This window comes from Granulicella arctica (genome assembly GCF_025685605.1).
In the GTDB taxonomy this organism is placed as follows: domain Bacteria; phylum Acidobacteriota; class Terriglobia; order Terriglobales; family Acidobacteriaceae; genus Edaphobacter; species Edaphobacter arcticus.
Window position 1 is genome coordinate 4451095 of the sequence record NZ_JAGTUT010000001.1, and the last position, 26247, is coordinate 4477341.

A 26247-nucleotide genomic window follows, 5' to 3' on the forward strand; every position below is an offset into this window, starting at 1 on the left:
GTGGGGAACAGTGTTACATGTTTGACGTCCCGATGGAGGCGGGTGCGACGGCGGCGGCGAGGGAGATGGTGCTTTCGGAGTCAGGAGTGGCCGACTGCGTGGGGAGGAAGAGGCTGAAGACGGTGCCACTGCGGCCCTCGCGGGTGGAGGAGAAGACCTGGAGGCGGCCGTGATGTTTTTCTACGATACCGAAGGAGATCCAGAGACCGAGGCCGGTGCCGTTCATCCCCTTGGTGGTGTAGAAGGCTTCGAAGATGCGCTGACGGGTCTGCGATGACATCCCGTGCCCAGTGTCGGCGATAGTGATGCGAACGCCGGGTTCGTAGGTTCGCCAGCAGCGGGAGTTACTGGTGCGAACGATGAGACGACCACCGGTACGCATGGAGTCGATGGCGTTGCCGATGAGGTTGTTGAGGACTTGGCGGATGTCTCCCTCGTAGCAGGTGACAGGGCTGGCCAGGCGGTGCTGGAGGTGGAGGGTGATGTGTGAGTTTGCGAGGCGGCCTTGGTAGAGGCCGAGAGCGGGGGAAAGAAGGGCTTCGGGCGTGATGGCGCGGGGGCGTGTGGACTGCCGATGAAAGCGGAGTGTCTGGGCGACGATCTGGGAGACGCGCCGAAGCTCCTCATCAGCCATGTCGAGGAAGCGGTGGATGTCGGGGAGCGGGGTCTCCTCCTGGCGAGCGATGTATAGAAGGTTAGTGACGGACTCGAGAGGATTGTTGATCTCGTGCGATATGGAAGCGGCAAGGCGACCGACGACGGCGAGCTTCTCGCTTTGGATCAGGGCTGTCTCGGCCTGCTTCTGGCTGGAGAGATCGGTAAGGAAGACGGCGACCTCGTCGAAGCCAGCGGCGGAGGTGGGTGAGGGAATGACGATGGCTCCGACAAGGACGGGGACGAGGCGGCCATCTTTGGCGCGGTATTGCTTCTGGTAGGAGTCTGCTGCGCCGGTGGCTTTGAGCTGCTCGACGGCGTGGCGGTCGGCTTCGGCGAACTCGGGTGGCGTGATGAGATCCCAGCGCAGGAGACCGGCGTGGACCTCCTGCTCGGTGTAACCGAGAAGCTTGAGGATGGCCGGGTTGGCGTAGGAGATGCTGCCTTCGAGGTTGCCAATGATGACGCCGACGATTGCTTTTTCGATGAGGCGGCGGAAGCGCTCGTCGCTACGGCGCAGGTCGGCGTCGGCACGCTTCTGGCGGTCGATGTCGGAGAGGGCCACGACACCACCGGTGACGATACCCTCTTCGTTGAGGATGGGCGCGGCGGCGAGGCTGATCCAGGCGAGGGTACCGTCTCCGCGCTCGTAAAGATAGTCTTCGGGGGGAATCGGGTGACCGGCCTCCATGGCGCGGGGCAGGGGAAACTCTAGAGCTTTGACGCGGCTGCCGTCGGCGTGGAAGGCGGCCCACTTGCCGTGCGATTCCATGTCGGGCGTGTCGATGACGGGGTGGCGGGTGATGCGTTCCAAGCTGCGATTGCCAAAGATGATTTCGCCGTCAGGCTTGGCGAGGATGACGCCTACGGGCAGATGATCGAGGACAGCTTGAAGAGTCTCTCGTTGCTCTTGAAGATCCGCGAGGGCGTGATCGCGTTCGTACAAGGTGTCGCGAATCTCGTATTGCCGCTGCCGGGCGCGGAGGGCAGCGCGCAGGCTGCTGACGAGTGTAGCGGTACGGATCGGGCGCTCCAGCAGAATGGGGGATCCAAGCGGCAACTTCTCATATTCAATGTGCTGGCTGGGCGAAGCTTGACGGAAGCTGCCCGTAAGAATGAGGACGGGGAGGTCGGACCAGGATGGCTGGCCTTCGATCACACGACTTAGCTTCTCGACGAGGCTGGGAGTAAGGGCTTCTTCGGCTACAAGGAGCGGGCCTATAGGCTCATGCTCCATGTGACGCTCAATCTCCTCGAAGTCTGTGCAGATCTCTGCGGCGAGGCCATTCTGTTGCAGGGCCTGATTGATGAGTTCGGCATCGCGACCTGTGGGTGCTATGATGCGGACAACCAAGCTCATGTTCGTGCTCTCCGTTCCATGACTTAGTTCTTGTGCTCCGCAAGATCGGGTACTCCGGTCAACACGCCGCGGAAACTTCTGAGTGGTTCACCGATCTCTACACCGTACTGGCTCATGCTGAGTTCCCGCAGTGTGCGCTCGTGATGGCCGGCGCGCTGCTTGACGACAGAGATGGCCTGGCGAATGTCACCCTCGGCTTCAAAGTAGCGAAGGAGGACAACGGTGTCCGCAAGGTAGCTGACGTCGATATCGGAATGCATGCTGCCCACGAGGCCGTGCTGGGTAAAGACGAGAATCGTGACGACGCCCTTTTGATTGAGGTAGGCGAGAAGTTCGTGAAGATGGAGGGTCAGGTCATTCTCGCCGGGCATCGCCATGAGGAAGCCGTTGAGGCTGTCGATGACGACGACGCGGGTATCTTTCTGCTCGACGTCGCTGCGAATCTGCCATGCAAATTCTCCGGGGGAGAGCTCGGCGGGGTCGATCTGGGACATGGCGAGGGTGCCGCGCGCAACCTGCTCGCGGACGTTCATACCTAGACCTTCAGCGCGATCCTGGGCGATGCGAAGGACCTCGTCGAAGGCGTAGACGATAGCCCGATCCCCACGCTCCGCAGCGGCGTGAGCGTAGGCAATGGCGAGGGTCGATTTGCCTGTGCCGGAGGGACCAATGAGGAGCGTAGAGGAGCCGCGGTGGATACCACCGCCGAACATGAGATCGAGTTCGGGGAGGTTGATCTTGATGCGTTCCCCATCGAAGGTCGCATCATGCTCGCTTGCTACGAGGCGGGGATAGATGTGGAGGCCGCCTGTTTTGATGGTGTAGTCGTGACAGCCCTCTCGATAGGCACTGCCGCGCAGCTTGATGATTTCGACGTGGCGACGGGTGACGCCGTATGACCGGCGAACCTTCTCGAGACGAAGGACGCCATGCGCGATGCTTTGGAGCTGCATGTCGCTACCTTCTGCGGTGCGGTCATCGAGGAGAAGCACGGTCGTGTCGCGGCCGGCAAAGAAGTGTTTTAGGGCAAGAAGCTGGCGACGATAGCGCATGGTATCCGCGGCGAGGAGGCGAAGCTCGGAGAGGGAGTCGATCACAAGGCGGTCCGGGCGGGTCCGGTCGATAAGCTGCGTCAGCTTCTGGATCGTGCCTGCCAGCTCGACCTCACTGGGATGAAAGACGGTGTACTGCTGGTCGGGGCTGAGGCTGGCTTCGGCTGGAATGAACTCAGCGATGGGAAGCTCGGCGACATCCCAGCCATGAGAACGGGCTGAGGCATCCAGCTCCGACTTGGACTCAGAGAGTGTGACGTAGAGGCCTTTTTCGCCCGAGCGTACGCCTTCGATGATGAACTGCATCGCGAGCGTGGTCTTGCCAGTGCCGGGATCGCCTTCAAGAAGATACATCTGTCCGGCCGGCAGTCCGCCAGAGAGAATGTCATTGAGTCCACTCACGCCTGTATTGATGCGGTCAGGTTGTGCTGCTATTTCCATAGTTGTAAGAGTTCCGTTTGCTTAGGAGTGTAGAGCTGCTAGCGGTGCTTCGCTCATTGGATGGCATAGTGTCTGAGATAGATGTTCAGAGGCGGAACGTCCTCATGCTGTCCTACATTTCATCTTCGGTTTAAATGCGCGACAATCGGTAGTGCGGTTGGTGAGGTGTGGAAATCGAGACGATCGATATAGCGCGGGTGCTGGAGAGTGATGGTGCATTGTTCGCGGAGACGAAGACGCACGCGGCGGGACCTGAGGGAGCACTGCCTATCACTGCGGAGATGCTGCTGACGCAACCTTCGGGCAATTTGTTCGGGCTGACCCAGAATGCCGGAATGGGTTGGGAACCACAGCGGTTACTTGATCCGGAGTTCCTGATCTTGAGTACGCACGGTGGGATGCGTGCAGCGGATGGGACGCCGATTGCACTGGGATTCCACACAGGACACTGGGAGGTGGGGCTGCTGGTGGCTGAGGCCGCACGGGAGTTGCGAGGGATGCGCGCAGTACCGTTTGCCGGTGCATGTACAGATCCTTGTGACGGCAGGACGCAGGGAACGGCGGGGATGTTGGACTCGCTGGCGTATCGGAATGATGCGGCGATGGTGCTGCGGCGATTGATGCGGTCGTTGCCTACTCGCAAGGGTGTGATTGGGGTGGCAACGTGCGACAAGGGACTCCCGGCGATGATGATGGCCCTGGCGAGTTCGGGCGCGCTGCCGAGCATCCTCGTGCCGGGCGGGGTGACACTGCTGCCTGAGAATGGGGAGGATGCTGGGAAGGTGCAGACGATTGGTGCGCGATTTGCGCAGGAGCAGATCAGCCTGCAATACGCGGCGGAGATGGGCTGCCGGGCGTGTGCGACGCCGGGCGGTGGATGCCAGTTTTTAGGTACAGCGGCCACGGCGCAGGTAGTCGCTGAGGCATTAGGGCTTTCGCTGCCGCATGCGGCGCTTGGGCCTTCAGGGCAGCCCATTTGGCTGGATGTTGCAGCGCGGTCCGCGAGGGCTATGCTGCGGATGATGCAGATGGGGATGGGTACGCGGGATGTGCTGACGGACGCGGCGGTGCGTAACGCGATGGTCGTGCATGCAGCGTTTGGCGGGTCGACGAATCTACTGCTGCATGTGCCAGCGGTGGCACATGCGGCAGGGCTGCGGCGACCGGTTGCGGCGGAGTGGGCTGCGGTGAATCGCGAGGTGCCGCGACTGGTAGATGCGTTGCCGAATGGGCCGGGTAATTTTGCGACGGTGCAGGTGTTTCTGGCGGGGGGCGTGCCGGAGGTGATGCTGCATCTACGACGGGCCGGGCTGCTGGATTGCAGCGTGAAGACTGTGACAGGGGAGACGCTCGGGGCGAATCTGGATTGGTGGGAGGGAAGTGAGCGGCGTACGGTCTTGAAGGAGAGACTTAGGGCGCTCGATGGAGTGGGTGCGGATCAGGTGATTATGTCGCCGGATGGTGCAAGGGCGAAGGGAATGACGGCTACGGTTTGTTTTCCAGCGGGGAATCTTGCGCCTGAAGGCAGCGTAATCAAGAGTACGTCGATCGATGCTTCGCTGATCGATGAGAACGGCGTCTATCGGCATGTGGGTCCGGCGCGGGTTTTTATCACCGAGGCTGTTGCTATCGATGCGATCAAGCATGGCGCTGTGGGGCATGGCGATGTCGTTGTGCTGATCTGCGGTGGGCCAAAAGGTGCGGGGATGCAGGAGATCTATCAGATCACCTCAGCGTTGAAGAACCTGCCGTTCTGCAAGCATGTAGCAGTGCTGACGGATGCGCGGTTCAGTGGGGTGTCTACGGGAGCTTGCCTGGGTCATATCTCGCCTGAGGCCTTGGCAGGCGGGCCAATTGGCAAGGTGCTCGAGGGCGATGTGATCGAGATTATGGTGGATCGGAGGGCGCTGCATGGGACGGTGAATCTTGTGGGCGAGGGTCAAGAAAGTTTTTCGGCGGCGGAGGGTGCTCGGCGTCTGGCGTTGCGTGCGTCGCGTGCGGATCTGAAGGAGCACCCGGATATGCAGGACGACACGCGACTCTGGGCAGCTCTCGTGCAGGCGAGCGGTGGCGTGTGGGGTGGTTGTGTCTATGATGCGTCGGCGATTGCGTCGCAGCTTGCGCGGGGCGAGCGCGTCGGCTAAACATGCTTTAGAGGTGTTGGGTTAAGAAGGTAAGATCAAGGCGCGGTCGGGAACGCGCTAGTCTTCGTTTTCGGCTGTGATTCTTGAGGGGGAAGCTTTGAAGCTTTATCGGACGCTGGATGGAATATTTGTGGAGGAGGGAGGCAGCTTCTTTACGCTTTCTGGAGCGGACTTCTGGACTTCGGAGTGGGATGATCTGCTGGCGAGTGACGACCTGCTGGAGCGAGCCCGCAAGGCTACAGAAGGCGCGGTGATCGCCAATTTCGATATAGAAGATGCTTTGAGCGTGGCGCATAGCCAGGAGGTTTGGGCGGCAGGGGTGACCTACTTCCGAAGTCGGAACGCGCGGATCGAAGAGAGCAAGGATGCGGGTGGCGGCGACTTCTATGATCGCGTGTATGCGGCGGTACGGCCGGAGCTTTTCTTCAAGGCGAATGGGCGCAAAGTAATCGGGCCGGGCGCGGGGGTGAGGATTCGGTCAGATGCTACGTGGTCGGTGCCCGAGCCGGAGTTGACGCTATTTATCAATCCCAAGGGTGAGATTGCCGGGTACACGATTGGCAATGATATGAGCTCGCGCGATATTGAGGGGGAGAACCCGCTGTATCTGCCGCAGGCAAAAGTGTATGACGGAAGCTGCGCGCTAGGACCGTGCATCCTGCTGGCGACGAGGCCGATGCCGCGGACTACAGCTATTTCGATCTCGATCTCGCGGGGCGGCTCCGTGGTGTTTGAGGGAAGCACGACGCTGGCGGAGTTGAAGCGGGATTCTAAGGAGTTGGCTGCGTTTCTCTTTCGGGACAACAGCTTTCCGCAGGGCGTCTTTCTGATGACGGGAACTGGGATCGTGCCGGACGATGACTTTACGTTGGAGAGTATGGACGTTGTGCGGATCTCGATCGAGGGGATCGGGGTGTTGGAGAACTTTGTGAAGTAGGCGGCTGGCCTGCGCAAGGCGTCTTTCGCGCAAGCCCGTGCGACCAACCTTAGAGACTAGCGAGGACCTTCGGCGGATTGAGCAGTGCATCGACACGCAAGGTGAGCACAATGGCTGGCGGTCGCGCGGCGGTGACTCGGGCTACCTGGCCTGCAAGCGAGTCGTCGTGGCAGAGCGTGTCAGCTGGGCACTCGTCGCAATTCAGGCACACTTTTCTTGATGCGAGCGACTGCAGCGGCGGTGCTGTGGGTTCGAGCATGTCGGCGCGCCAGGCGCCTGAGGCGATCGCCGCGGGATGGCCACTGCGGTATTCGACGAAGAGCATGCGGGCTCCCAGGAAGAATTGGCTCAGACCGTAGAGACTGACGTAGCCGGCGAGTGCGAGCGACATGCGGTCAGCATTCCATCCTGCCGCAAAGGGCAGGGTGACGGCAGAGGCTGCAAGAACGATTGACGTTGCGTAGCAGGACAGGCAGCCGTACTGGCGGTGGGTGTCGCGGGCAACGATGAACTCGGCGACGGCGGCCAGGGCGGCTTGTGACGCAGCGAGCCACATCAGCCATTTGAGATTCAAGAGGCCATAGCCTACAAGAAAGAGAAGGGCTCCGGCTACGAGGGCGATGAGCGCCTGGCCGTAGAAGGTATTGCGATGAGTCGCGCGGCGCGGCAGCAACTTGGCGAGAAGGATCATGACACCGGCATCGAAGACGCTGTAGGTCGCGAGGCAGAGAATGGAGAGGGTGATCAGGACGGGGATCGAGAGCATAGTTGCTGTCGCTTGCGGGAGGGTGAGAATTGCAAGACCGGCCAGGAGTGTCAAGGCTCCGCGGATTGCTGAGAACGTCCAATACTCGTGAAAAGCTTTCATGGTGTGTCTCCTCATCCATGAGTTTCAGCTTCTGACGACGATATGGCTGTGACGGCTGACAGCCTGTAGTGTGACAGGCATCACATCTTTTTGGATGATGCTGCCGTACGCTTCAGGTAGTTAGACGGCGAGTTGCTCGAGCAGCTTAGGAGCGAGGATAAGGATGGACGAACCTCGCACTTGAATAAGATTGTCGCGTTTGAACTGGCTGAGGTTGCGGGTGACCGTTTCGCGGGAACTCCCAACGAGGCTGGCCAAGTCTTCGTGGCTAAGGGCCATGGTAAAGCGCATCTCGAGTTTGCCGCAGGCGGCGGCGGTCCTGCCCCAATCGAGCAGGACACCGGCCAGGCGACCTGCGGAGGAGCTTGAAAGAGCGAGGCGACGGGCGTCGAAGAAGGCTGCTTTGTAGTCGTCGGAGAGCGAGGTGGCGGCTTTGAGACCAGCTTCGCTGTTTCTCTGGAGGAAGGCGAGGAAGTCATCCCGGCGAATGCTCTTGACCTGCGTGGGTTGGATGGTTTCGGCAGTCACCTCGTACGGAGTTCCTGAGATGACTGCGCCTAATCCGAGGACGTCGCCGGGCATGGCGATCTTCAGGATAAGGGTCTTGCCTTCTTTGGAGGTGCAGAAGAGCTTGACCTGACCGGTGCACAGGACGAAGACGTTGGTGCTCGGGGCGCTTTCGTCGAAGAGTATTGTGCCTTTCGGCAGCCTTGCTTCGGTGCCCATCGCGGAGTATTCGGCGAGCGCCCGGTCGTCCAGATTGCAGAACATCCGGAGGGAGCGGTACTCACAGCTTGCGCAGTTCGAAGGAGATCCGAGAGTAAACGTCGAGGGCATCCAGAGGTGGGCCTTGGCCACGAGAAACATGGTGCTCTAGCTGCGACTATATACCTCTTGCGTTTTGTTACCGCGTCAACGCCTGTAGCGGCTATAGCTGTCTACGGGGAGGACGGTCGCTTTTGTTGATGAAGGTCCGTTATGGTTGAGGTATGCAGACGGCCAGCATCATCGGTTCTGGACCCAATGGTCTTTCAGCGGCCATTGTGCTCGCCGCAGCGGGCGTTGCGACGACTGTGTTTGAGCGGAATGAGCTGATCGGTGGAGGCTGCTCCACAGCGGAGGTAACACTTCCGAATTTTCGCCATGATCTCGGCTCGTCCGCATATCCGCTGGGCGTCGCGAGTCCCTTCTTCCGGTCATTGCCGATTGACATTCCATGGATTGAGCCGCCCGCTGCGTGCGCTCATCCGCTTGATGACGGTACGGCTGTGATGCTGGAACACTCGATCGACGACACGATTGCGACGCTCGATGCTGGCGATGGTCCCAAGTACCGCTCGCTTCTTGAGCCGCTGACGGAGCGGTTCGCCGATCTGGTCAAGGACATTCTTGGACCGATCCAACATGTTCCGCGCCATCCCTTGCTGCTTGCCCGTTTTGGACTTTCAGCGCTTATTCCGGCCGCGTCGCTTGCACAGTCGCGCTTCAGAGGGCCTCGCGGGCGCGCACTCTTCGCCGGAATGGCGGCTCATTCTGTGCTGCCGCTGGAGGCTTCGGGCTCGGCGGCGGTGGCGCTTGTGCTGATGGCTGCGGGACATGCGAGCGGCTGGCCAATCCTGCGCGGCGGTGCGCAGACGCTGACGGATGCGCTTGCACGTCACTTCGAAACACTCGGCGGTGTGATCAGAACTGAACATGAAGTGACGCAACTGCCTCCGACCGACCTGGTGCTTGCCGACGTTACGCCAACGCAATTGCTGCGGATCGGTGGAACTGCCCTTCCGATCGATTTCCGTCGGAGACTGGAAGGGTTTCGCTATGGTGCGGGCTCGTTCAAGGTCGACTATGCGCTCAGTGCTCCGATTCCCTGGACGGCGCGGGAGTGCTCGCGTGCAGCTACGGTTCACCTTGGCGGGACGCTGGAGGAGATTGCCGTTTCGGAGCGAGACTTTAAGTCGGATAAGCCGTTCGTGTTGCTGGTGCAGCCATCGCTGTTTGATTCGACGCGGGCTCCCGAGGGACAGCACACGGCATGGGCCTACTGCCATGTGCCGAACGGCAGTACCTTCGATCATCTTGAGGCGATTGAGAGGCAGATTGTGCGCTTCGCTCCGGAGTTTCCGGACTGCGTCCTGGCTCGTCGGATCTCTCCTCCGGCCGCGCTTGAGAGTTGGAATCCGAACCTGGTGGGTGGAGATTTATCTGCCGGAGCGATGAACCTCGCGCAGATTGTGTTTCGTCCGACGCGCTCTCTCTATCGGACGCCGGTCCAGGGGCTGTTTCTTTGTGGAGCTTCCACTCCGCCGGGTGGTGGTGTACATGGGATGGCCGGCTTCCATGCGGCCCAGAGCGCGCTGAGGCAGGGAGTGCGTTGAGCGACAGGGCGCCAACAATACTCATCTTCGGACTTGGGTACGTCGGAGAGAGATTTGCGATGAAGCTTCGTGAGGAGGGCTGGATTGTTTCGACTATCCTGCGTGACGCGGTGAAGGCGAACTACGCATCAAGCCTCGGGCTGAATGTCGTTAGCCTGGCTGACGCGCAAGGCATGCTGGACTTGGCGAAGACTACAGACGCGCTTCTGATCACGGCAGCGCCTGCGGAAGACGGCTGTCCGGCGTATAGGACGCTTTCGGCGACCGTTGCGCAGAATTCGCGTTTGCAATGGCTTGGCTACTTATCTTCTACGTCGGTCTATGGGGATCAGGAGTGTCGATGGACGAATGAAGACTCGACTCTGAAAGCTTGCAAAGGGCCAGGACTCGCCCGCATTCAGGCAGAAGCTTCGTGGCAGCGATTGGCATCTGAACACGACCTGCGGCTCAAGCTCTTTCGGCTGGCCGGAATATACGGGCCGGGACGTTCCGCGCTGAACCGCTTGCGAAAGGGCGAGGCTCGGCGGGTCGTGAAGCCGGGGCATGTTGTGTCGCGGATTCACGTCGATGATGCTGCGCAACTTCTCCTGCTCTCGATTCGTCGTCCAGATGTTGGTTCGATCTATAACGTGAGTGATCTTGAGCCTGCCTCTGGTGCGGACGTTGTGCTGTATGCGGCATGGTTGCTGGGCGAAGTAGCTCCGCCCGAGGTGGCGTTTGATGAGGCTTCACTGCCGGCCGCTGCTGCCCGGTTCTTCATAGAGTGCCGGCGAATCTCTTCAGATCGCGCACAACGGGAGTTGGAATGGAAGCCGATCTATTTGTCATACCGGGAAGGTTTTCGGGAGCTCGCGAAAGCGATGGTGGCGTCAGGGCAGTAGGGCCATTCGGGCTTGTTTCGCTCTATCTCCGTAGTTATACGGAGGCAGTACGGTCGCTTGCCGTACTTATGCGGATTTGAAACAAGTGCAGTTTGCTTCATAGTGAAGGAACCCAGACAAAGAGGTTTCACTATGAAATGGACTGCCCTTTTTCCCTGCACTCGCAGACTTGCATGCGCACTTGGCGCGCTGCTGATGATGAACTCGTTCGCATTCGGCCAGACATCGACGACCGGCGCAATTCGCGGAACACTCACTGATCCACAGGGGGCAGTGATCACCTCCGGCACGGTGACCGTGAAATCGCAAGGCACCGATGCGGTGCGTGTAGCAGCGACCGATAAAGATGGGCAGTTTGCTGTGGGTCTGTTGCCGCCGGGACTGTACACGGTAACAATTGCGGCTCCTGGCTTCAAGACGGAGAATCCGGGTGCGATCACGGTCACCGTGACGGAGACGGCTCGCGTGGATGCAAAGCTGGTGCTGGGCAGCCAGAATGAGACCGTTGAGGTGAGTTCGCTAGCGCCGTCGCTGCAAGTGGAGAATGCAACGCTGGGAACGGTAGTGGACGGTGCAACGATCCGTGAGGTTCCTCTGACGAACCGCAACTTTACACAGGTTTTGACGCTATCTGCGGGTGTGGCTGGGGACGTCAATAACGCTGCAACTCTAGGCAGGGGAACGCAGGACGTCTATGTGAACGGTGCGAGCAGCATCAGTAACAACTTTCACATGGACGGCGCGGACATCAATAACTTCGGTTCGGGGCGTGCGGGCGATTTCGTACAGCAGGCGGGTATCGCTATTCCGAACCCGGATGCGCTGCAGGAGTTCAAGATCCAGACGACGAACTACGATGCGGGCTTTGGACGAGATGCAGGAGCTAACGTCGATGTCGTGACCAAGACGGGATCAAATGCGATTCATGGTTCGATCTGGGAGTTTTTTCGCAATGACATCTTCAATGCGAACGACACGTTCTTGAAGCTGAACGGACAGCCGCGCGCGGTGATGAAGAACAACCAGTTTGGCGGCACGCTTGGCGGCGCGATCATGAAAGACAAGCTCTTCATCTTCGGGTCGTACCAGGGAACGCGGCAGGTGAACGGTCTTAGTGCAAGTTCGCTCGCGAGCAATACGCTCTTTCCACTTACGGATGACCGTAGTGCGGCTGGGATTGCACGGATCGCTTGCCCGAGCGGGAGTCCAGGGAAGAACTGGGCTCCCTTCTTTGGAGGAGTTAACGTAGCGTGTAATGGGTCAAACATCAATCCGGTCGCGCTCAACCTGCTGAATCAGAAGATCGCGAACGGCACCTACCTGGTTCCGACGCCCCAGCGAATTGCTTCGGATACAAATGGCAACCCAATCGGGTTCTCGACATTCAGCATTCCGTCTCACTTTACGGAAGATCAATTTCTTGTGAATACGGATTACATTATCTCCGCGAAGCACACGTTGTCGGAGCGCTACTTCTTCTCGAATGATCCGGAGACTGAGCCGTTCAGCAGCACGGCGGATACGCCGGGTAATGGCGTGACGCCGAAGTACACGAATCAGGTTGCGGTCTTGAAGCTGACTTCAGGAATCAACGCGCATTTCCTCAATGAGGGCTTAGTTGGCTACATTCGCAGTGTCGGTACGCTGCAGACGCAGGCGAATCTCACTGCTGCCCAGATCGGCATGACAGCACCGAGCGACCCGACTTACCCGCTTACACCGATCATCACGACCACGGGCTACTTCTCGCTTGGTGGCGTGAATAACGACGTATCGAGCTCGTATGTCAATACGTTCGAGATCAGCGATCAGATCAGCTGGACGCACGGAAAACAGAGTGTTCGCGCTGGATTTACGGGCGAGAAGAATCAATTCAACTTCAACGATCCAAATAATAAGCGCGGCAGTCTCGGATTTCTTACCTTCCAGGATTTTCTGCTGGGACAGAGCGCGGCGCAGAACGGGTCAGCGTTCAGCAACGTCAGTTCGGCGGGTAGCCAGCAGGGCAGCTACTACCATGCGTATCGCGGAACAGAGATTGCGATGTTTGTGCAGGACGACCTTAAATTGCGACCAAATCTGACGGTGAACGCCGGCGTTCGATGGGAGTTGAACAGTGGTATCAGCGCTGCTCACGGCGAGTTGAGCAGCTTCGATCCGAGCCTGGTCACGCCGTTTCAGCCGGTGCCGGTTGGTGGAACTTTTACCGGTTTTGTAGTGCCAAACAACTATCGGTTGGCGCTACCGGCTGGAATCGAGCGATTGGTCAGCACGAGCCTCGGCAACGACGATATTCCGCTGCATAACTTTGGTCCGCGTGTTGGCTTTGCATGGGAGCCGTTCGGTGCCAGTCAGACTACCGTGCTGCGCGGCGGCTTTGGCTTGTTCTATACGCTGCCGAATGCGAACTCAGTGCTACAGACGTTGGGTAACCAGCCATTTGTCAGTTCGTCCAGCTTGAGCGGTACGGCTGCGGCAGCGTCGACCTTCCAGACGCCGTATACGGTACCGCTTACGCCGGGAGTGTGGCGGCCACGGTCGCAAAACTATACCTTGACCGTGACGTCAGTTGCTCAAAATATCGATTCGCCACTGACCGAGCAGTACAACCTGGATGTGCAGCAGCAGCTGCCCTCGAAGCTTGTGCTTGAGCTCGGGTATGTGGGAACGCGCGGCACACGGCTCGCTGAATCGCGTGCTCTGAACCGTGCATATCTTGCCAGTCCTTCCAATCCGATCAACGGCGTAACTACGAACACGGTCGGGTCGGCCAATCTGCAGGCGCGTGTGCCATACCAGGGATTTACAACAAATGGCGTGACACGCATCGAGACGTACGGATTCTCAAACTACAACAGCCTTCAATCTACGTTGAAGCGGCAGATGAGCCATGGCTTGTTTCTGCAGGCGGCTTATACGTGGAGCAAGGCTATGACGACGGTAACTGGCGGCGACGGGACGAACGGTGTCTTTGCTGGCGGTAGCGGCAACAGCAATGATCCGGATAACCGTTATGCTCGCTATGGACTTGCCGGGTACGATCGGACGAATCGTCTGGTGGTGGCGTATTCATGGCAGCTTCCGAGCCTGGATAACAAGGGGGCGTTCGTCCATGTAGCTACGGGCGGATGGAAGTTCTCGGGTGTCTCGACCTTCCAGTCCGGCAAACCGCTGACCTTCACCGACACTAGAAATGGTACGGCATGGGGCACGGCCAGCCGCGCACAGTACGTTACGGGTATCACAAATAAAAGTGTGCAGAACAAGAACGGCGGATCGATGCTGAACCGTGTGAAGACTAACTCGTACCTCAACCCTGGAACGACGCTGTTCGTTGCGGCTCCTGCGGTGCCATTCAGCGGGCCTGCAGTTCCGGGCAGCACTGGTGTCGGCGCACTGGACTATGGCAACAGTGGTATCGGCGTTGCACGCGGTCCGGGTAACGATAACTGGGACATGGCGGTTGTGAAGACGACACGGGTAGGTGGTCTTCGCGAGGATGCGACGATCGACTTCCGTACGGAGTTCTTCAATGCGTTCAACCATGCGCAGTATGCTAATCCGTCGACGGGTGTTGGAACTGCGAGCTATGGTGTGATCAATGCTTCAGCAGTTGCACCCCGGCTGATCCAATTTGCTCTAAAGTATGTGTTCTAGGATCACTGCAGGTGCGGTGGTTGCCCGGTTGATGAGGCCGTGCGATCAATCCATAACAAGGTAAATGTCTCTTTTAGCTAGTGAGGTTTTATGCGCTCTTCGGCTTTAGTAACGGGTCTTCTGCTGAGTATCTCGCTTCCTCTTTCGGCGGCTGATCATGTTGTCCTTGCCACCCCAACGACGGTCGAATGGGGTCACTACGCTGCCAATGCGAAGCCGGCTGTTACGGTGCAAAGCGGCGATACGGTTAAGATCCAGACGCTTTCCACCTGCGGACCTACGGATCGCCTGATCGCGCGGGGAATCAAGGCGGAAGATATTCCTGCTTACAACGATGCTGTTTACAAGGGATATCCCGAGAAAGAAAAGGGTCCGGGTGGGCATATCCTGACGGGGCCGGTTGCGATCGAGGGTGCAGAGCCCGGCGATGTGCTCGAAGTGCAGATACTCAAGGTGGACATCGATGCGAACTTCGCCTGTAACGGATTCGGATTGCATCGTGGATTCTTGCCGATGGAGTTCCCGTATAGCCGTCAACGGATCATCCCCCTGGATCGGGAGAAGATGATCGGTCATTTTGCTCCGGGCATCGACATCCCGCTACATCCGTTCTTCGGCAGCATGGGGGTTGCGCCGGGCGGGGGAAAGGTCGATAGCGCTCCTCCGTTCGCCCATGCGGGCAACATGGACAATAAAGAGCTTGTTGCCGGGACGACCCTCTATATTCCGGTGGCGGCAAAGGGCGGCTTGTTTGTTGCGGGAGACGGACACGCCGGGCAGGGGAACGGCGAGGTTGACATCACTGCGATGGAGACGTTCCTCACGGGTACATTCAAGTTTGTTTTGCACAAGAACAAGGCGATGTCGTGGCCGCGGGCAGAGACGCCGACCCACTACATCACGATGGGCTTCAGTCCGGATTTGAAGGAAGCTACAGAGCACGCACTGCGGGACATGATTGACTTTCTTGTCGAAGAGAAACACATGACGCGAGATGATGCTTACATGCTTTCGAGCGTGGCGGTGGACCTGGATATCACGCAGCTCGTGGATGGCAACGTCGGGGTGCATGCCATGTGCCCGAAGAACATCTTTACCGTCGCCAAATAGGGCTTTCGTCGTGACGTGACGAGCGGATGGATTGGTTTGATCGCCGGTGAACGGGTTAGCTGCAGGAATTTGCGAATTCCTTTATGCTCGATATACCACTGACATTCAGACCAATCTCACTATCTCCAAGCGTCACGACGAGGACCTTATGAGAGAGCTTGAGTTTTTCGAGACTCACACCATGTTTTCCGACAGCCGTTCGGAAGCGGGAGGTTCCGCTACCTACCTGCGAGCGCTTCTTGAAAACAGCCCGATCGCTATCGTCGTGCTCGACGCCCATCATCGGTACACGATGTGTAATCCAGCGTTTGAACGACTGTTCCAATACTCCCCAAAGGAGTTGGCGACTGCAAACCTGGACGAGTTGATCGCTGGGCCTGAGATGGTTGACGAGGCGCGGAGGCTTAGCCAGCAAACGCTCCAAGGGCGTCATGTGCATACCGTTACCCAGCGTCGGCGCCGTGACGCGATGATGGTCGATGTGGAGATCTACGGGATTCCTCTGATCGTCGACGAGGAACTAGTTGGAGTCTACGGGCTTTACCAGGATGTCACGGATCGCAACAAAGCGCAGACCGCCTTTCGCCAGATTTCGGATCGGCTTGAAAATCTTCAGCAGATGGAACGGCGACGGTTAGCACGTGATCTCCACGATTCAACATCTCAGGAGTTGGCAGTGTTGAACTGGAATCTTACGAGGCTGATGAATCTCGTCGGCGATCGTGACGACATGTTGAAGACGCTGGTGCAGGAGACGAAGGAGATCGCCTATCAGTGTTCGACGAAGATCCGGAGCGCCTCGTATCTGCTCCATCCGCCTCTCTTGGGAGAGGGCGGACTTACGGTGGCGGTATCGTGGTTGGCGGAAGGCTTCGAAGAGCGTAGCGGGATCCGCGTGACGCTGGTGATGAGCGCAGATCTCGGAAGATTTCAGGATGAAGTGGAGATTGCTATCTTCCGTATCGTGCAGGAGAGCCTTGCGAACGTATTGCGGCATTCGGGAAGCCCGGTGGTGAATGTCTTGCTTCAACGCAAGGAGGAGTGGTTGGAGTTGCGCGTGACCGACCAGGGGCGGGGGCATATGCGTGAGGTACTGTTGCAAGCGCGAGACAGCAGGAGCGGAGTGGGCATAAGCGGAATGCGTGAGCGTGCGGAGCAGCTTGGCGGATGCCTTCAGATCTCGCATAGCGATGAGGGAACAACGATCGTCGCGTCGATTCCAACGCAGGCTGGCCGTCATGCCTGAACTGAATGTGCTGATCGCTGATGATCATGAACTGATTCGCCGTGGGGTGCGCGATCTGCTCGCGATGCGGACCCACTGGCGTGTCGTAGGGGAAGCATGCGATGGTGTAGAGGCGGTCGAAAAGGCGGTACGTCTCAGGCCCGACATCGCCATCCTGGATTTTTCGATGCCAAGAATGAACGGGCCGGATGCCGCTGCGATCATCGCGAAGCAGGTGCCCGAGATGGGCGTTATCGTGCTTACGATGCATGACTCTGAGGATGTAATTCGACAGGTTCTGAGGGCGGGAGCCCATGGAATGGTGTTGAAGAGTGACGCGGACCGAAACCTGCTGAGCGCCGTAGAGGCGGTGGCGGCAAAACGGCACTTCTTCACCTCGCGGGTGTCCGAGATGCTGCTCAGCGAGTACATGAAGGCAACGACTGTTCCGGAGTCGAAGAGGGGAGCCCATGCTGCTCCCCTCACACCGCGAGAGCGAGAGGTTTTACGATTACTCGCGGATGGTATGACGAGCAAAGAGGTAGCTGCAAAATTAGCGATTAGTACGCGGACGGTTGAGTCGCATCGTGTCAACATCAATCGTAAACTTGGGTTCGCCTCGATTGCGGACCTGGTTCGATATGCAATCCGGAACGGTATCATTGATCAGAATTAAAAGTGGCGAGTAGCCGCGCTATTGCCACGGCTACCTGCGCGATTTATGAGATTGGAACGTAGATGCAGTACCCGCGCGGTGGAGCGGGAAATTCAGCATTTCCCTCTGCGTCGGTTGTGCGCTCATCGGGATGAGCTTCGTCGTGACCATCCCAGGCTACAGGTTTGAATCTCTGGTTCGCCCACTTGGTTTTGACCGAGGTGCCGGACCAGCTATCGCCCAGATTATTCAAAACATAGACGAGACCGGGTTGATCATTGTTCTCATCCTTCCAGCCGACGCGCTGCATGATGTAGAGGTCGGGGTCGCAGTGAAGAATGTTCGAGTCCCCGCCCGCGTTGGCGTGGTGAACCTGGATAAGGGCATCGATTCCATTGGGCGTAAGAGGACGAGCCAGCCCGTTGTTGTAGTAGTCGAACCAGAAGATGCTCGGATAGCCCTCGTGAACCAGAATGAAAGAGTACGCCATGAGCTTGTCGTTGACGATCATGTCGGCACCCATGTCGTGATTATCGACAAACGTGGCGGCGTGTAGCGGGCGTTTCATCAGCACCGACTCGCCATACGTGAGATTGCGCAGATCGTAGCTCGGCTCATCACAAACTTTCTTCAGTTGATAGCGGAGAGGGAAGTCGAAGGCGGCGATCTGGTTATCGGTATAGCTGTTGACCTTTTCGATCCACTCGTCGATGTCTTCCTGACCCGACCAGTACTCACCTACGACCCAGGGCTGAAATTCTGCGCCGTTTTTGACATACCGGTATTTTGAGAGGATCCCGATCATCCATGCGCCAAAGCCTTTGACGAAGTCGAAGCGAAATCCGTCGAATCCAAGCTCTTCTATAAGGAAGCGGGCATAGTTGAAGAGTTCTGTGTAAACGACGGGGTTTCGATGGCAGAGGTGAGGGAAGCCGGCGAAATTCTCGCCATCGATCATGACCTGTTCATAGCGGCTGGGGTGAAAACAGTTCCAGTCCCTTGGAAATCGGCCACTTTTGGGGTTGAATTTGGTCCATCGCTTCTCGCCATCGAGGGGGTTGATTTCTTCTTCATCGGCCCCTGAATTGTGGTTGATGACCATATCCGCATAAAGGCCCATGCCATTATCGTGCGCTTTCTTGATGAGGGAACGAAGCTCCTCGGAGTTGCCGTACCAGGTCTTGACGCCACCCTTCTGATCGAGGTCGCCGAGATCGAAGTAGTCGTAGGGATCGTAGCCCATCGAGGTGTTGCTGGCAGCCTTGGAGACCGGCGGAAGCCATAGCGCGTCGAAGCCTGCCTTACCTAGATCCGGGACCTTTTCGGCAATAAAATTCCACCATTCGTGCTCTTTATTGTCGAGCTTTGGAGCGTCCCAGTAGAACGCCTGCATCATGACTGCCATGCTGTATCTCTCTTTTGTATGAAGTATGAACGCACGGGGCCGCTCACAGTTCAACATCTGAGAGTCAGACGGCGAAGTGACAAACGACCCTAAACGCTAGGTTCTTCGATGCTCTGCGAGCTTTTCTGGTTGGAGGGCGATCGTCGTCTTTCTCCATCCGGAGTGTTGCACTACGATCAATGGTGCATGGGTACTCTATGAATCGGCGGCAGGGGATCGGTCTTGCGCTCTTCTGCCTGATCGGCGGAAGTGGCTGGCTCCTGGACAATGCGCTGCCGCCTGCGTTGCCAATTTTTGAGCGGACCAGCCTGCATTACTTCGTCGTCAGCCTGATTGTTGTTGCTATGCTGATTGCTCGAAGAACGCCGGTACAGATGCAGACGTTTGCGGCTTTGCGCCTAGCGCTGGCAGGCTTTTTGCTGTTGGGTTTGCCAGAGTTGCTAAATGAGGTGGCTCACGCGACGACTGCAGAGACTCAGGTAGCGCTCTTTGCTCTCGTCCCATTGTTTGTAATCGTTTTGGCTGCTTCGCTCCACCGGGATGCGACGGGCTCCACACGAGGCCGGGCGCTTATGATGCCTGCGCTGATAGGGTTTTCTGGGGCGTTGCTCGTGCTTCCATTTCGATTTCCGTCAGCAAATGCTGGGATCTTCTCGTTTAGCCTTGTCTTCTTTGCTGTTCTCTCCACTGCCTTTGGAAGCGTTCGGATCGCAACTCTTCTTCGCGAATGTCCTGTCCTTTTCGCGACCGCAATCGTGTGCGGGATCAATGCCCTTGCGTTTGGGCTGATTGCTCTAGGACAGGGAATCGTGGTTCCGGCTGCAGGCGAACTGCTCGCGGAGCTTCTTCGTTCTGTATTCTTTGATCTGCCGCTTTTATTGCTGCTGCTGTGGCTCCTTCGGGAACTTCCCCCCGTAAGACTGGCTACGCGATTTCTGCTCATTCCACTTCTCTCCGCGATCGAGGCATCTGCCGTTCTTAGGTCGCCGGTCGATCTTCGAATGGGGGCGGGTATGCTGCTGATGGCTACCGGGAGCACAATCATTCTGTTTTGGCGAGGGGCTGCAGAAGAGGATAGGGCGACGATCCTCGGACTTAACTGATGATCGACCGCCGGTGATTTTCAGGGAAGACGCGCACATTTCAAGAGGACAGCGCAGTACACTTGGCGTACATGGCAGCTTCGATGTACATCGTCGTGGAAGGTGAAGATCCCGGGTACGATACCTTCGTCAACGGCCGGTCGCTGGCTCGGAACGAAGATGCGCTCGAGAGATTGGCGCTACGCCTGGGTGTTCGGCCATTGATCGAGTTTTTCTCGGCTGATGAAAACTCGATGTCTCTCCTCATTGAGGAGGGTGCAGGAAATCCTGACTTGATGAAGCGATTGCCGCCACCGCAGTGGTATTCGGCGGGTGATGGGCTTGCAACGATTGAGGCGCTGCTCCAGGCACTCCGGGACGAGCCACAGCAGCTAGGAACCGAGGGTGCCCAGATAGTCTCAGAGCTGGATGAATATGCCCAGGTGCTGCGAAAGACGGAGCAAACGGGCCTTCGTTGGCATCTTGCGGTGAGTTGGCGCTAGATCTATTCGAGAGTTTCATCCCGCTCGTAGAACGTCTCGATATCGGCTGGGGCCGCCTGAATGTCGAAGCTCGTGAAGAGGTCTGCAATGCGCTCGTTCGAAAAGCCCCGTTCGCGCAAGATTCGAATCTCTGCGCTCAGCAGAATGATGGCCTGTTCAAGCAAGTAGGGGTGCTCATCGGAGACCTCGATCGGCTTCTCAGGTGAACCTGCTGCGTCCTGTAGATCGCGTGCGGCGGTGATGATCTGCGCTGCAGAGTAGGTCTGTTCTTCGTTCGCCATGAAAAGCTCCTGTACCTGTGATGCGTCTAGTGGCGGGTTTCGCCTGCGGCTGCCGAGGGCTTGCTGGTCTGATCGCCTTCGCCGAGCTTGCGGTGAAATAAGTCGAAGACCAGGCTGTGCAGGCTGTGAGCGAGTTCAGGATCGTAGCGGAGACCCTCGTCGCGCATAAAGGCGTGGGCGCCGTTAACCTCATGCCAGCTAAAGCGGGCGTTGAGTTCATTGAGCCGCGTGAGCACCTTCATCCGGCCCTCCGTTGGGATGTGGGGGTCTTGTCGGCCCCAGATCATGAGGAGCTCTCCGGCGATGTCGGCAGCGCGAGCGAGCGAGTCGTCACCTCCTTTGCCAAGCGAACCTTTGTAGATGTCGGTTGCATAGAAGGCTGCAGTGGCAATGACGTCGGCGTTCATAGCTGCACGGAATGCCAGGTGGCCTCCGATGCAGATGCCAAGCGCTCCGAGTTTGCCGGTGCAATCGGAGCGGCTCGCGAGATGGTCGAGAACAGCGCGTCCATCAGCGTCGTATGCGGCCACTTCTTTGGAGAATTTGAGTTCATTGCCACGATCGGAGCCTGCCTGGTCATAGGCCAGAATCGTGCCGGCAGGTTCGAACTCATGGTAGATCTCCGGCATAGCGACGATATAGCCGTGACCTGCAAGCATGGCCGCGGTGCGACGAATCGGCGCCGTGATCTGGAAGATCTCTGAGTAGAAGATGATGCCCGGGTAGCGGCCAGGTGCTGCGGGACGTACGATGTGAGTCCGCATCGGACCTGTCGGTGTGTCCAGCGTTACAAATTCGTCGTTGATGATGATCATGTCGCCCTCGGCGCGGTGAACGTAGCTCTACGCGCGTTGTGTCCATCATAGCGGGTCAGTGTCGCAGGCGTTCTGTCAGCGAAGCGTACGATTGAAGCGAACGGTACGGAGGCATGTTGTCCCGGTTCTCTCGTTGGTTCCTTCTTTTGCTTAGTGTTACGTTGATCAGTGTTGCTGCGACGGCGCAGTTGATGGATGCTAATAAGCCTTTGGGTGCTGCTGCGCAGGGAGAACTGCCGCAATACCTGAAAGATGCCGGGGTAGAGCAGCGTCTCAATCAGCCATTGCCTCTGGCGACTGGCTTCGCTGATGAGGCAGGAACCCCGGTGACACTGGGAAGCCTGCTTCATGGTCGACCGATTGCGCTGGCGCTCGTCTACTTCAAGTGCAAGATGCTCTGTCCGCAGGTTCTGCATGGGATGGAAGCTGGGCTTAATGCGAGTGGCTTTGCTGCAGGCAAAGACTTCGATGTCGTCGTAGCCAGCATTGATCCAACCGATACGCCCGCAGATGCGCGAGCCGCGAAACTCGAATTTCTGAGTGGGACGGCGCTGGCTGGACCTGAGGCAGCATCAGGTGTTCATTTTCTTACTGGGCAAGCGGCTTCCATCGCGGCGCTGAGTGCGGCGACGGGCTTCCATTACGTGCGGGTGCCGGGGCCGGATGGGAAGCTTGACCAGTTCGCGCATTCAAGTGTGGTCATGTTTGCAACGCCCGATGGGCGGCTTTCTGAGTACCTGTCGGGTATCGACTATCCGGCACGTGATGTCCGGCTGGCGCTGGTAAACGCCTCGGGTCGAAAGATCGCAACGATGAAGGATCTTGTGCTTTTGTATTGCTGCAATTATGTTCCTTCTGCCGGACGGTACACGGTCGCGGTGCTCAGAATCTTGTCGTTTGCCGGAATGCTGATGCTCGTCGGAATGCTGGTAGGCTTCTACTTCCTTGCGCGGAGTAGTCGCGAAACTGATAGCGGTGCCGCTGCTTAGACGAACGGTTCAAGGTGAGGGTAGAAACTTGGAGCGTGGAAAGCCGAACAGTCGCAAGCGGAGGCAGTAGTTTGCCTCAGCGCTATAGAAGGCTAGTCTCTTCGCCAAGTCGTACTCAGGTGGCCATCGGGCGGCGCGATCGTGCCACTTGAATTGGAGTGCGGGCTGTTCGCGGTCGAAGGCTTGCATGATGAGGGACGCGCGCGGAAGATGACTGGGCGAGCTAATGATCTCAGCCGAGGACCAGCCATGCTGATGCATGATTACAGCGGAGTAGAAGATGTTCTGAATCGTGTTGGCCGCGCGCGGTTCTTCGATAATCGCTGCGTTGGGAACACCTTGACTCCGAGCGAAGGTAGCCATCACGTGTGCTTCGGTGAAGGAGTTGTGGGCGGCTCCTCCGGTCATGATGAGCGTCGGAGCGATGCCTGCACGATACTCGCGGATGCCTTCAAGAACGCGCTCGCGCTGCTCGGGTGAAGGCTTGCCTTCGGGTGTGGCGGGGGAGCCAAGGACTATCAGCGTATCGAAGCGCTGCTGCGAGGTATCGCCGGTGGGAATGGATCGATAACTGACGATCGCACCGGCCACGAGCAGGATAAGTAGCGCGAGGGCTGCAAGGATCAGGCTGCGGACAGGGTGTCTCACCAGCTCAGATTATCAGGCAGAGCAGCGGTCATTAGGTCAACGACCGCTGCTCATTTGTCCTAGCGACGGCGACCTTCGCTTCGCTGCACTTCGTGATGCTCGATACGCTGTCCTTCGGGACGAGCATACGGTCTGGCGTAGGGATGGACGTATGCGCCGCGATTAACCCAGGTGCGCCCCCACGGACGGCGGTCGATGAGAATAGCGTGATTCGACCATCCAAAGCCTGCTCCGAACCAGCCGTAACGGCCGAAGGTGGTTCCGATGGTGATTGCGGGCCCGAAGCGGATCGCACCACCAACGAAGAAGCCAGGTCGCGGGGCGTAGAAGACGAGACGCGGGTCGTAGATGGGAACGTAGAGGAGTGTGGGATTGAGCGGCTGAATCTCCACATAGCCTCCATCATCTACTACGTTGTCGTACTGGTTCGACTCCAGATAGCCATAGCCTCGCGCATGCTGGCGCTGGCGTTGTACGGCGTCCATCACATCCTGCCGCTGGGCGAGTACAGCGTTACCAAGTTGGGTCACCCAACCAGGGTCCTGGGCCATCATGTCGAGCACGGATGGAAAAGGTAGCAGGGCGAGAACGCTCGGATCAAAGGACAAGTTGTCGGCCTGGATCGCCTGACCGAGTTGATCGCCTGTTAGGTTGCCGTGTTGGTCAGCCCATCCCGCTGCATCGGCGATCTCATTGCCGTAGGTCGAGGCGGTAAGGGTTTGAGCGAGCAGCGGGTCGGGGTAGAGGGCAATGCGAGATACCAGTTGATCGAGCTGCTGAGGCGGAATCGGCGGTGGAGGCGGCCCCTGCTGATCCTGCGGTTGAGCGTACTGACCCTGTGGCGGGTACTGCCCTTGCTGGGGAGACTGGCCCTGCTGAGGGTCTTGGCCCTGTTGAGCCGGATACTGCTGCTGATATTGCGGTTGCGGCTGCTGCCCGTCGGGCGGAGTTGGCGGCTGCCGAACGATCGGAGCCTGCGCGAAGGCCGCGGCCGCAAAGCCGCCAAACGTGATGGTGTATAGGACTCGGCGAATAGTCTTCATAGATCCCCTGTGATGCGGTAAGGCTCCTTCCGGAACTCTGCACGTCCCGCATCCATAGAAGTAGACGTGGAATCGCCCAGGAAGTTGTGGTGCGCGTTGCCCTGTGACGATCTCGTGACATTACGAGAAGAGGAACTCCTTTGTGCGTAGCTCCCGCACTGTGTCCCGCAACTTGGCTGCCTTTTCAAATTCAAACTTCTTGGCTGCTTCGCGCATGTCGGATTCGAGCTTCGTGATGAAGGTGTCCAGCTCCTGCTGGGTGGCGAAGTCGGGAACGCCTTCTGCGTCGTCGGTCAGGTCGGCGTAATCCGCCTTGAGGATTCCGGCCAGTCCCATCTCGAGTGGCCTGATGATCGACATGGGCGTGATGCCATGTTCCTCGTTATAAGCGACCTGCTTCTCACGACGGCGATCGGTCTCATTGATGGCACGCTGCATAGAGTCCGTCATCTTGTCGGCGTAGAGGATGGCACGGCCTTCGAGATGACGCGCAGCTCGCCCGATGGTCTGGATGAGAGAGCCCTGCGATCGCAGGAAACCTTCCTTGTCGGCGTCGAGGATGGCGACAAGCGAGACCTCGGGCAGGTCGAGGCCTTCCCGGAGCAAGTTGATGCCGATCAGTACGTCGTACTCGCCTTTACGCAGGTCGCGAAGCAGCTTGATGCGCTCGAGAGTTTCTATCTCGGAGTGCATGTAGCGACAGCGGACGCCAACTTCGGTGTAGTAGTTGGCCAGGTCCTCCGACATGCGCTTAGTGAGGGTTGTTACAAGAACACGCTGATCTTTACTGACACGATCACGAATTTCTGCGAGTAGGTCGTCTATTTGTCCCTTGACCGGGCGAATTTCGACTACCGGGTCGATAAGCCCTGTCGGTCGAATGATTTGTTCCACTACAACACCGGCTGCCTTTGTGAGTTCGTATGGTCCCGGAGTTGCAGAGACGTAGACGATCTGACCGGTGCGACCTTCGAACTCGTCGAATTTGAGGGGACGGTTGTCCATGGCGCTTGGCAGGCGAAAGCCATAATCGACGAGGTTCTGCTTGCGGCTGCGGTCGCCGTGCCACATGCCGTGAAGCTGTGGGACGGTCACGTGCGATTCATCGATAAAGAGGAGGTAATCACGCGGAAAGTAGTCAAGGAGCGTCGGCGGTGGCTCGCCGGGAAGCCGTCCGGAGAAGTGACGTGAATAGTTCTCGATGCCATGGCAGTAACCGACGGACTTGATCATTTCAAGGTCGAATCGGGTGCGTTGGTGAATGCGCTGCGACTCGACGAGCCGACCTTGCGACTCGAGTTCCTTTTCCCACCACTCCATCTCGGCGAGGATGGAATCACTTGCTGCTTTTTTGCGCTCGGGCTGCACGACATAGTGGGACTTCGGGTAGATCGGTAGCCGCGAGTATTTCTGCTTTACGGTGCCGAAGAGTGGATCGATCTGTGAGAGAGTGTCGATTTCGTCGCCAAACAGCTCGATGCGATAGGCATTTTCGTCATAGGTTGGGTAGACCTCAATGATGTCGCCTCGAACGCGAAAGGTGCCGCGCCGGAAGTCAACATCGTTGCGCTCGTAGAGGATCTCGACGAGGCGGCGCGTGATGTCCTCGCGCTTGATCTTTTGACCCTTCTCAAGCAGCAACAACATGCCGTAGTAAGCCTCCGGCGAACCGAGACCATAGATGCAGCTTACCGAGGAGACGATGATGGCGTCGCGGCGCTCGAAGAGGGTGCGGGTTGCTGAGAGGCGAAGTTTATCCAACTCCTCATTGATGGTGGCCTCTTTTTCAATGAAGAGGTCGCCTGAGGGGATGTAGGCTTCCGGCTGGTAGTAGTCGTAATAAGAGACGAAGTATTCGACGGCGTTGTTTGGGAAGAAGGTCTTGAATTCGTGGTACAGCTGCGCTGCAAGGGTCTTATTGTGCGCGAGAATCAGCGCGGGGCGGTTCAACTCGGCGATTACCTTGGCCATGGTGAAGGTCTTGCCGGAGCCGGTGACGCCAAGGAGAACCTGGTCCTTCTCGCCGGCGTTGAGACCGGAGCAGAGTTCTGCAATTGCGCGGGGCTGGTCGCCCTGCGGTTTGTACGTTGTGGAGAGCTGGAAGTCCATCCCTATAGGATAA

At 58.2% G+C, this 26247-nt stretch carries 21 protein-coding genes; 11 read left to right on the forward strand and 10 right to left on the reverse strand.

What is annotated here, in order from left to right; genetic code table 11:
* Nucleotides 1-13 precede the first annotated feature (13 nt).
* Nucleotides 14-2014, reverse strand: a complete 2001-nt coding sequence (locus tag OHL20_RS18810; protein WP_263384695.1) for a PAS domain-containing sensor histidine kinase — start codon at nt 2012-2014, stop codon at nt 14-16.
* Between the two features lie 23 nt (nt 2015-2037).
* Nucleotides 2038-3507 (reverse strand): ATPase domain-containing protein, encoded by a 1470-nt coding sequence (locus tag OHL20_RS18815; protein WP_263384696.1) that lies wholly within the window; start codon nt 3505-3507, stop codon nt 2038-2040.
* A 167-nt stretch (nt 3508-3674) separates the two neighbouring features.
* Here OHL20_RS18815 and OHL20_RS18820 point away from each other — a divergent pair, with 167 nt between their 5' ends.
* Together OHL20_RS18820 and OHL20_RS18825 are read left to right on the forward strand one after the other, a co-directional pair.
* Nucleotides 3675-5651: a YjhG/YagF family D-xylonate dehydratase gene (locus OHL20_RS18820; protein ID WP_317890972.1), complete on the forward strand. Its 1977-nt coding sequence runs from the start codon at nt 3675-3677 to the stop codon at nt 5649-5651.
* A 97-nt stretch (nt 5652-5748) separates the two neighbouring features.
* Entirely contained in the window at nt 5749-6588 is an 840-nt protein-coding gene (locus OHL20_RS18825; RefSeq protein ID WP_263384697.1) for a fumarylacetoacetate hydrolase family protein, read from the forward strand.
* A 49-nt stretch (nt 6589-6637) separates the two neighbouring features.
* On the opposite strand, the gene OHL20_RS18830 is transcribed toward OHL20_RS18825, so the two are convergent.
* On the reverse strand, nt 6638-7456 hold the full coding sequence (locus OHL20_RS18830) for a hypothetical protein (protein WP_263384698.1): 819 nt from the start codon (nt 7454-7456) through the stop codon (nt 6638-6640).
* Between the two features lie 120 nt (nt 7457-7576).
* Nucleotides 7577-8323 (reverse strand): Crp/Fnr family transcriptional regulator, encoded by a 747-nt coding sequence (locus OHL20_RS18835; protein ID WP_263384699.1) that lies wholly within the window; start codon nt 8321-8323, stop codon nt 7577-7579.
* A 122-nt stretch (nt 8324-8445) separates the two neighbouring features.
* Here OHL20_RS18835 and OHL20_RS18840 point away from each other — a divergent pair, with 122 nt between their 5' ends.
* From OHL20_RS18840 to OHL20_RS18865, 6 genes are all read left to right on the forward strand, one after another.
* On the forward strand, nt 8446-9831 hold the full coding sequence (locus tag OHL20_RS18840; protein ID WP_263384700.1) for a phytoene desaturase family protein: 1386 nt from the start codon (nt 8446-8448) through the stop codon (nt 9829-9831).
* The gene (locus OHL20_RS18845) at nt 9828-10712 is read left to right on the forward strand and encodes an NAD-dependent epimerase/dehydratase family protein (protein ID WP_396272445.1); all 885 of its coding nucleotides are present in this window, start codon (nt 9828-9830) and stop codon (nt 10710-10712) included. The genes OHL20_RS18840 and OHL20_RS18845 overlap by 4 nt, the downstream gene beginning before the upstream one ends.
* Before the next feature lie 195 nt (nt 10713-10907).
* Nucleotides 10908-14369 carry a TonB-dependent receptor gene (locus OHL20_RS18850; protein WP_263384702.1) on the forward strand — a complete coding sequence of 1154 codons (3462 nt, stop codon included), beginning with the start codon at nt 10908-10910 and terminating at the stop codon, nt 14367-14369.
* 90 nt (nt 14370-14459) lie between these two features.
* Complete coding sequence (locus tag OHL20_RS18855) at nt 14460-15479, forward strand: acetamidase/formamidase family protein (RefSeq protein WP_263384703.1); 1020 nt, start codon at nt 14460-14462, stop codon at nt 15477-15479.
* Between the two features lie 148 nt (nt 15480-15627).
* Complete coding sequence (locus OHL20_RS18860) at nt 15628-16725, forward strand: PAS domain-containing sensor histidine kinase (protein WP_263384704.1); 1098 nt, start codon at nt 15628-15630, stop codon at nt 16723-16725.
* Nucleotides 16718-17380 (forward strand): response regulator, encoded by a 663-nt coding sequence (locus tag OHL20_RS18865; protein ID WP_263384705.1) that lies wholly within the window; start codon nt 16718-16720, stop codon nt 17378-17380. Before OHL20_RS18860 ends, OHL20_RS18865 begins: the two co-directional genes overlap by 8 nt.
* A 43-nt stretch (nt 17381-17423) precedes the next feature.
* Here the strand turns inward: OHL20_RS18865 and OHL20_RS18870 are convergent, their stop codons facing one another.
* Nucleotides 17424-18764 (reverse strand): alpha-amylase domain-containing protein, encoded by a 1341-nt coding sequence (locus OHL20_RS18870; protein WP_263384706.1) that lies wholly within the window; start codon nt 18762-18764, stop codon nt 17424-17426.
* A gap of 197 nt (nt 18765-18961) precedes the next feature.
* Between OHL20_RS18870 and OHL20_RS18875 the strand changes: the two genes are divergently transcribed.
* A complete protein-coding gene (locus OHL20_RS18875) occupies nt 18962-19867 on the forward strand; it encodes a DMT family transporter (RefSeq protein WP_263384707.1) in 906 nt (301 codons plus the stop codon).
* A 71-nt stretch (nt 19868-19938) separates the two neighbouring features.
* Entirely contained in the window at nt 19939-20349 is a 411-nt protein-coding gene (locus tag OHL20_RS18880) for a hypothetical protein (RefSeq protein WP_263384708.1), read from the forward strand.
* Nucleotides 20350-20351: 2 nt separating this feature from the next.
* On the opposite strand, the gene OHL20_RS18885 is transcribed toward OHL20_RS18880, so the two are convergent.
* Together OHL20_RS18885 and OHL20_RS18890 are read right to left on the reverse strand one after the other, a co-directional pair.
* Nucleotides 20352-20630: a hypothetical protein gene (locus tag OHL20_RS18885; protein WP_263384709.1), complete on the reverse strand. Its 279-nt coding sequence runs from the start codon at nt 20628-20630 to the stop codon at nt 20352-20354.
* 26 nt (nt 20631-20656) lie between these two features.
* Nucleotides 20657-21445, reverse strand: coding sequence for a dienelactone hydrolase family protein (locus OHL20_RS18890; protein ID WP_263384710.1), 789 nt, complete (start codon nt 21443-21445; stop codon nt 20657-20659).
* 161 nt (nt 21446-21606) lie between these two features.
* Here OHL20_RS18890 and OHL20_RS18895 point away from each other — a divergent pair, with 161 nt between their 5' ends.
* Nucleotides 21607-22434, forward strand: coding sequence for an SCO family protein (locus OHL20_RS18895; protein WP_263384711.1), 828 nt, complete (start codon nt 21607-21609; stop codon nt 22432-22434).
* A 9-nt stretch (nt 22435-22443) separates the two neighbouring features.
* Here the strand turns inward: OHL20_RS18895 and OHL20_RS18900 are convergent, their stop codons facing one another.
* The 3 genes from OHL20_RS18900 to uvrB form a co-directional block, all read right to left on the reverse strand.
* Nucleotides 22444-23082 carry a YdcF family protein gene (locus tag OHL20_RS18900; RefSeq protein WP_263384712.1) on the reverse strand — a complete coding sequence of 213 codons (639 nt, stop codon included), beginning with the start codon at nt 23080-23082 and terminating at the stop codon, nt 22444-22446.
* Between the two features lie 59 nt (nt 23083-23141).
* Nucleotides 23142-24125, reverse strand: a complete 984-nt coding sequence (locus OHL20_RS18905) for a DUF3300 domain-containing protein (protein ID WP_263384713.1) — start codon at nt 24123-24125, stop codon at nt 23142-23144.
* Nucleotides 24126-24245: 120 nt separating this feature from the next.
* On the reverse strand, nt 24246-26234 hold the full coding sequence (gene uvrB, locus OHL20_RS18910; RefSeq protein ID WP_317890973.1) for an excinuclease ABC subunit UvrB: 1989 nt from the start codon (nt 26232-26234) through the stop codon (nt 24246-24248).
* Nucleotides 26235-26247: the final 13 nt, after the last annotated feature.

What these genes read in the sequence shown, in the direction of transcription:
- OHL20_RS18850 (WP_263384702.1), top strand. Translation starts at nt 10,908, where the DNA reads ATGATGAACTCGTTCGCATTCGGCCAGACATCGACGACCGGCGCAATT.
- OHL20_RS18810 (WP_263384695.1), bottom strand. Translation starts at nt 2,014, where the DNA reads ATGAGCTTGGTTGTCCGCATCATAGCACCCACAGGTCGCGATGCCGAA.
- OHL20_RS18830 (WP_263384698.1), bottom strand. Translation starts at nt 7,456, where the DNA reads ATGAAAGCTTTTCACGAGTATTGGACGTTCTCAGCAATCCGCGGAGCC.
- OHL20_RS18815 (WP_263384696.1), bottom strand. Translation starts at nt 3,507, where the DNA reads ATGGAAATAGCAGCACAACCTGACCGCATCAATACAGGCGTGAGTGGA.
- OHL20_RS18885 (WP_263384709.1), bottom strand. Translation starts at nt 20,630, where the DNA reads ATGGCGAACGAAGAACAGACCTACTCTGCAGCGCAGATCATCACCGCC.
- uvrB (WP_317890973.1), bottom strand. Translation starts at nt 26,234, where the DNA reads ATGGACTTCCAGCTCTCCACAACGTACAAACCGCAGGGCGACCAGCCC.
- OHL20_RS18890 (WP_263384710.1), bottom strand. Translation starts at nt 21,445, where the DNA reads ATGATCATCATCAACGACGAATTTGTAACGCTGGACACACCGACAGGT.
- OHL20_RS18865 (WP_263384705.1), top strand. Translation starts at nt 16,718, where the DNA reads ATGCCTGAACTGAATGTGCTGATCGCTGATGATCATGAACTGATTCGC.
- OHL20_RS18905 (WP_263384713.1), bottom strand. Translation starts at nt 24,125, where the DNA reads ATGAAGACTATTCGCCGAGTCCTATACACCATCACGTTTGGCGGCTTT.
- OHL20_RS18840 (WP_263384700.1), top strand. Translation starts at nt 8,446, where the DNA reads ATGCAGACGGCCAGCATCATCGGTTCTGGACCCAATGGTCTTTCAGCG.
- OHL20_RS18855 (WP_263384703.1), top strand. Translation starts at nt 14,460, where the DNA reads ATGCGCTCTTCGGCTTTAGTAACGGGTCTTCTGCTGAGTATCTCGCTT.
- OHL20_RS18870 (WP_263384706.1), bottom strand. Translation starts at nt 18,764, where the DNA reads ATGGCAGTCATGATGCAGGCGTTCTACTGGGACGCTCCAAAGCTCGAC.
- OHL20_RS18860 (WP_263384704.1), top strand. Translation starts at nt 15,628, where the DNA reads ATGAGAGAGCTTGAGTTTTTCGAGACTCACACCATGTTTTCCGACAGC.
- OHL20_RS18880 (WP_263384708.1), top strand. Translation starts at nt 19,939, where the DNA reads ATGGCAGCTTCGATGTACATCGTCGTGGAAGGTGAAGATCCCGGGTAC.
- OHL20_RS18835 (WP_263384699.1), bottom strand. Translation starts at nt 8,323, where the DNA reads ATGTTTCTCGTGGCCAAGGCCCACCTCTGGATGCCCTCGACGTTTACT.
- OHL20_RS18875 (WP_263384707.1), top strand. Translation starts at nt 18,962, where the DNA reads ATGAATCGGCGGCAGGGGATCGGTCTTGCGCTCTTCTGCCTGATCGGC.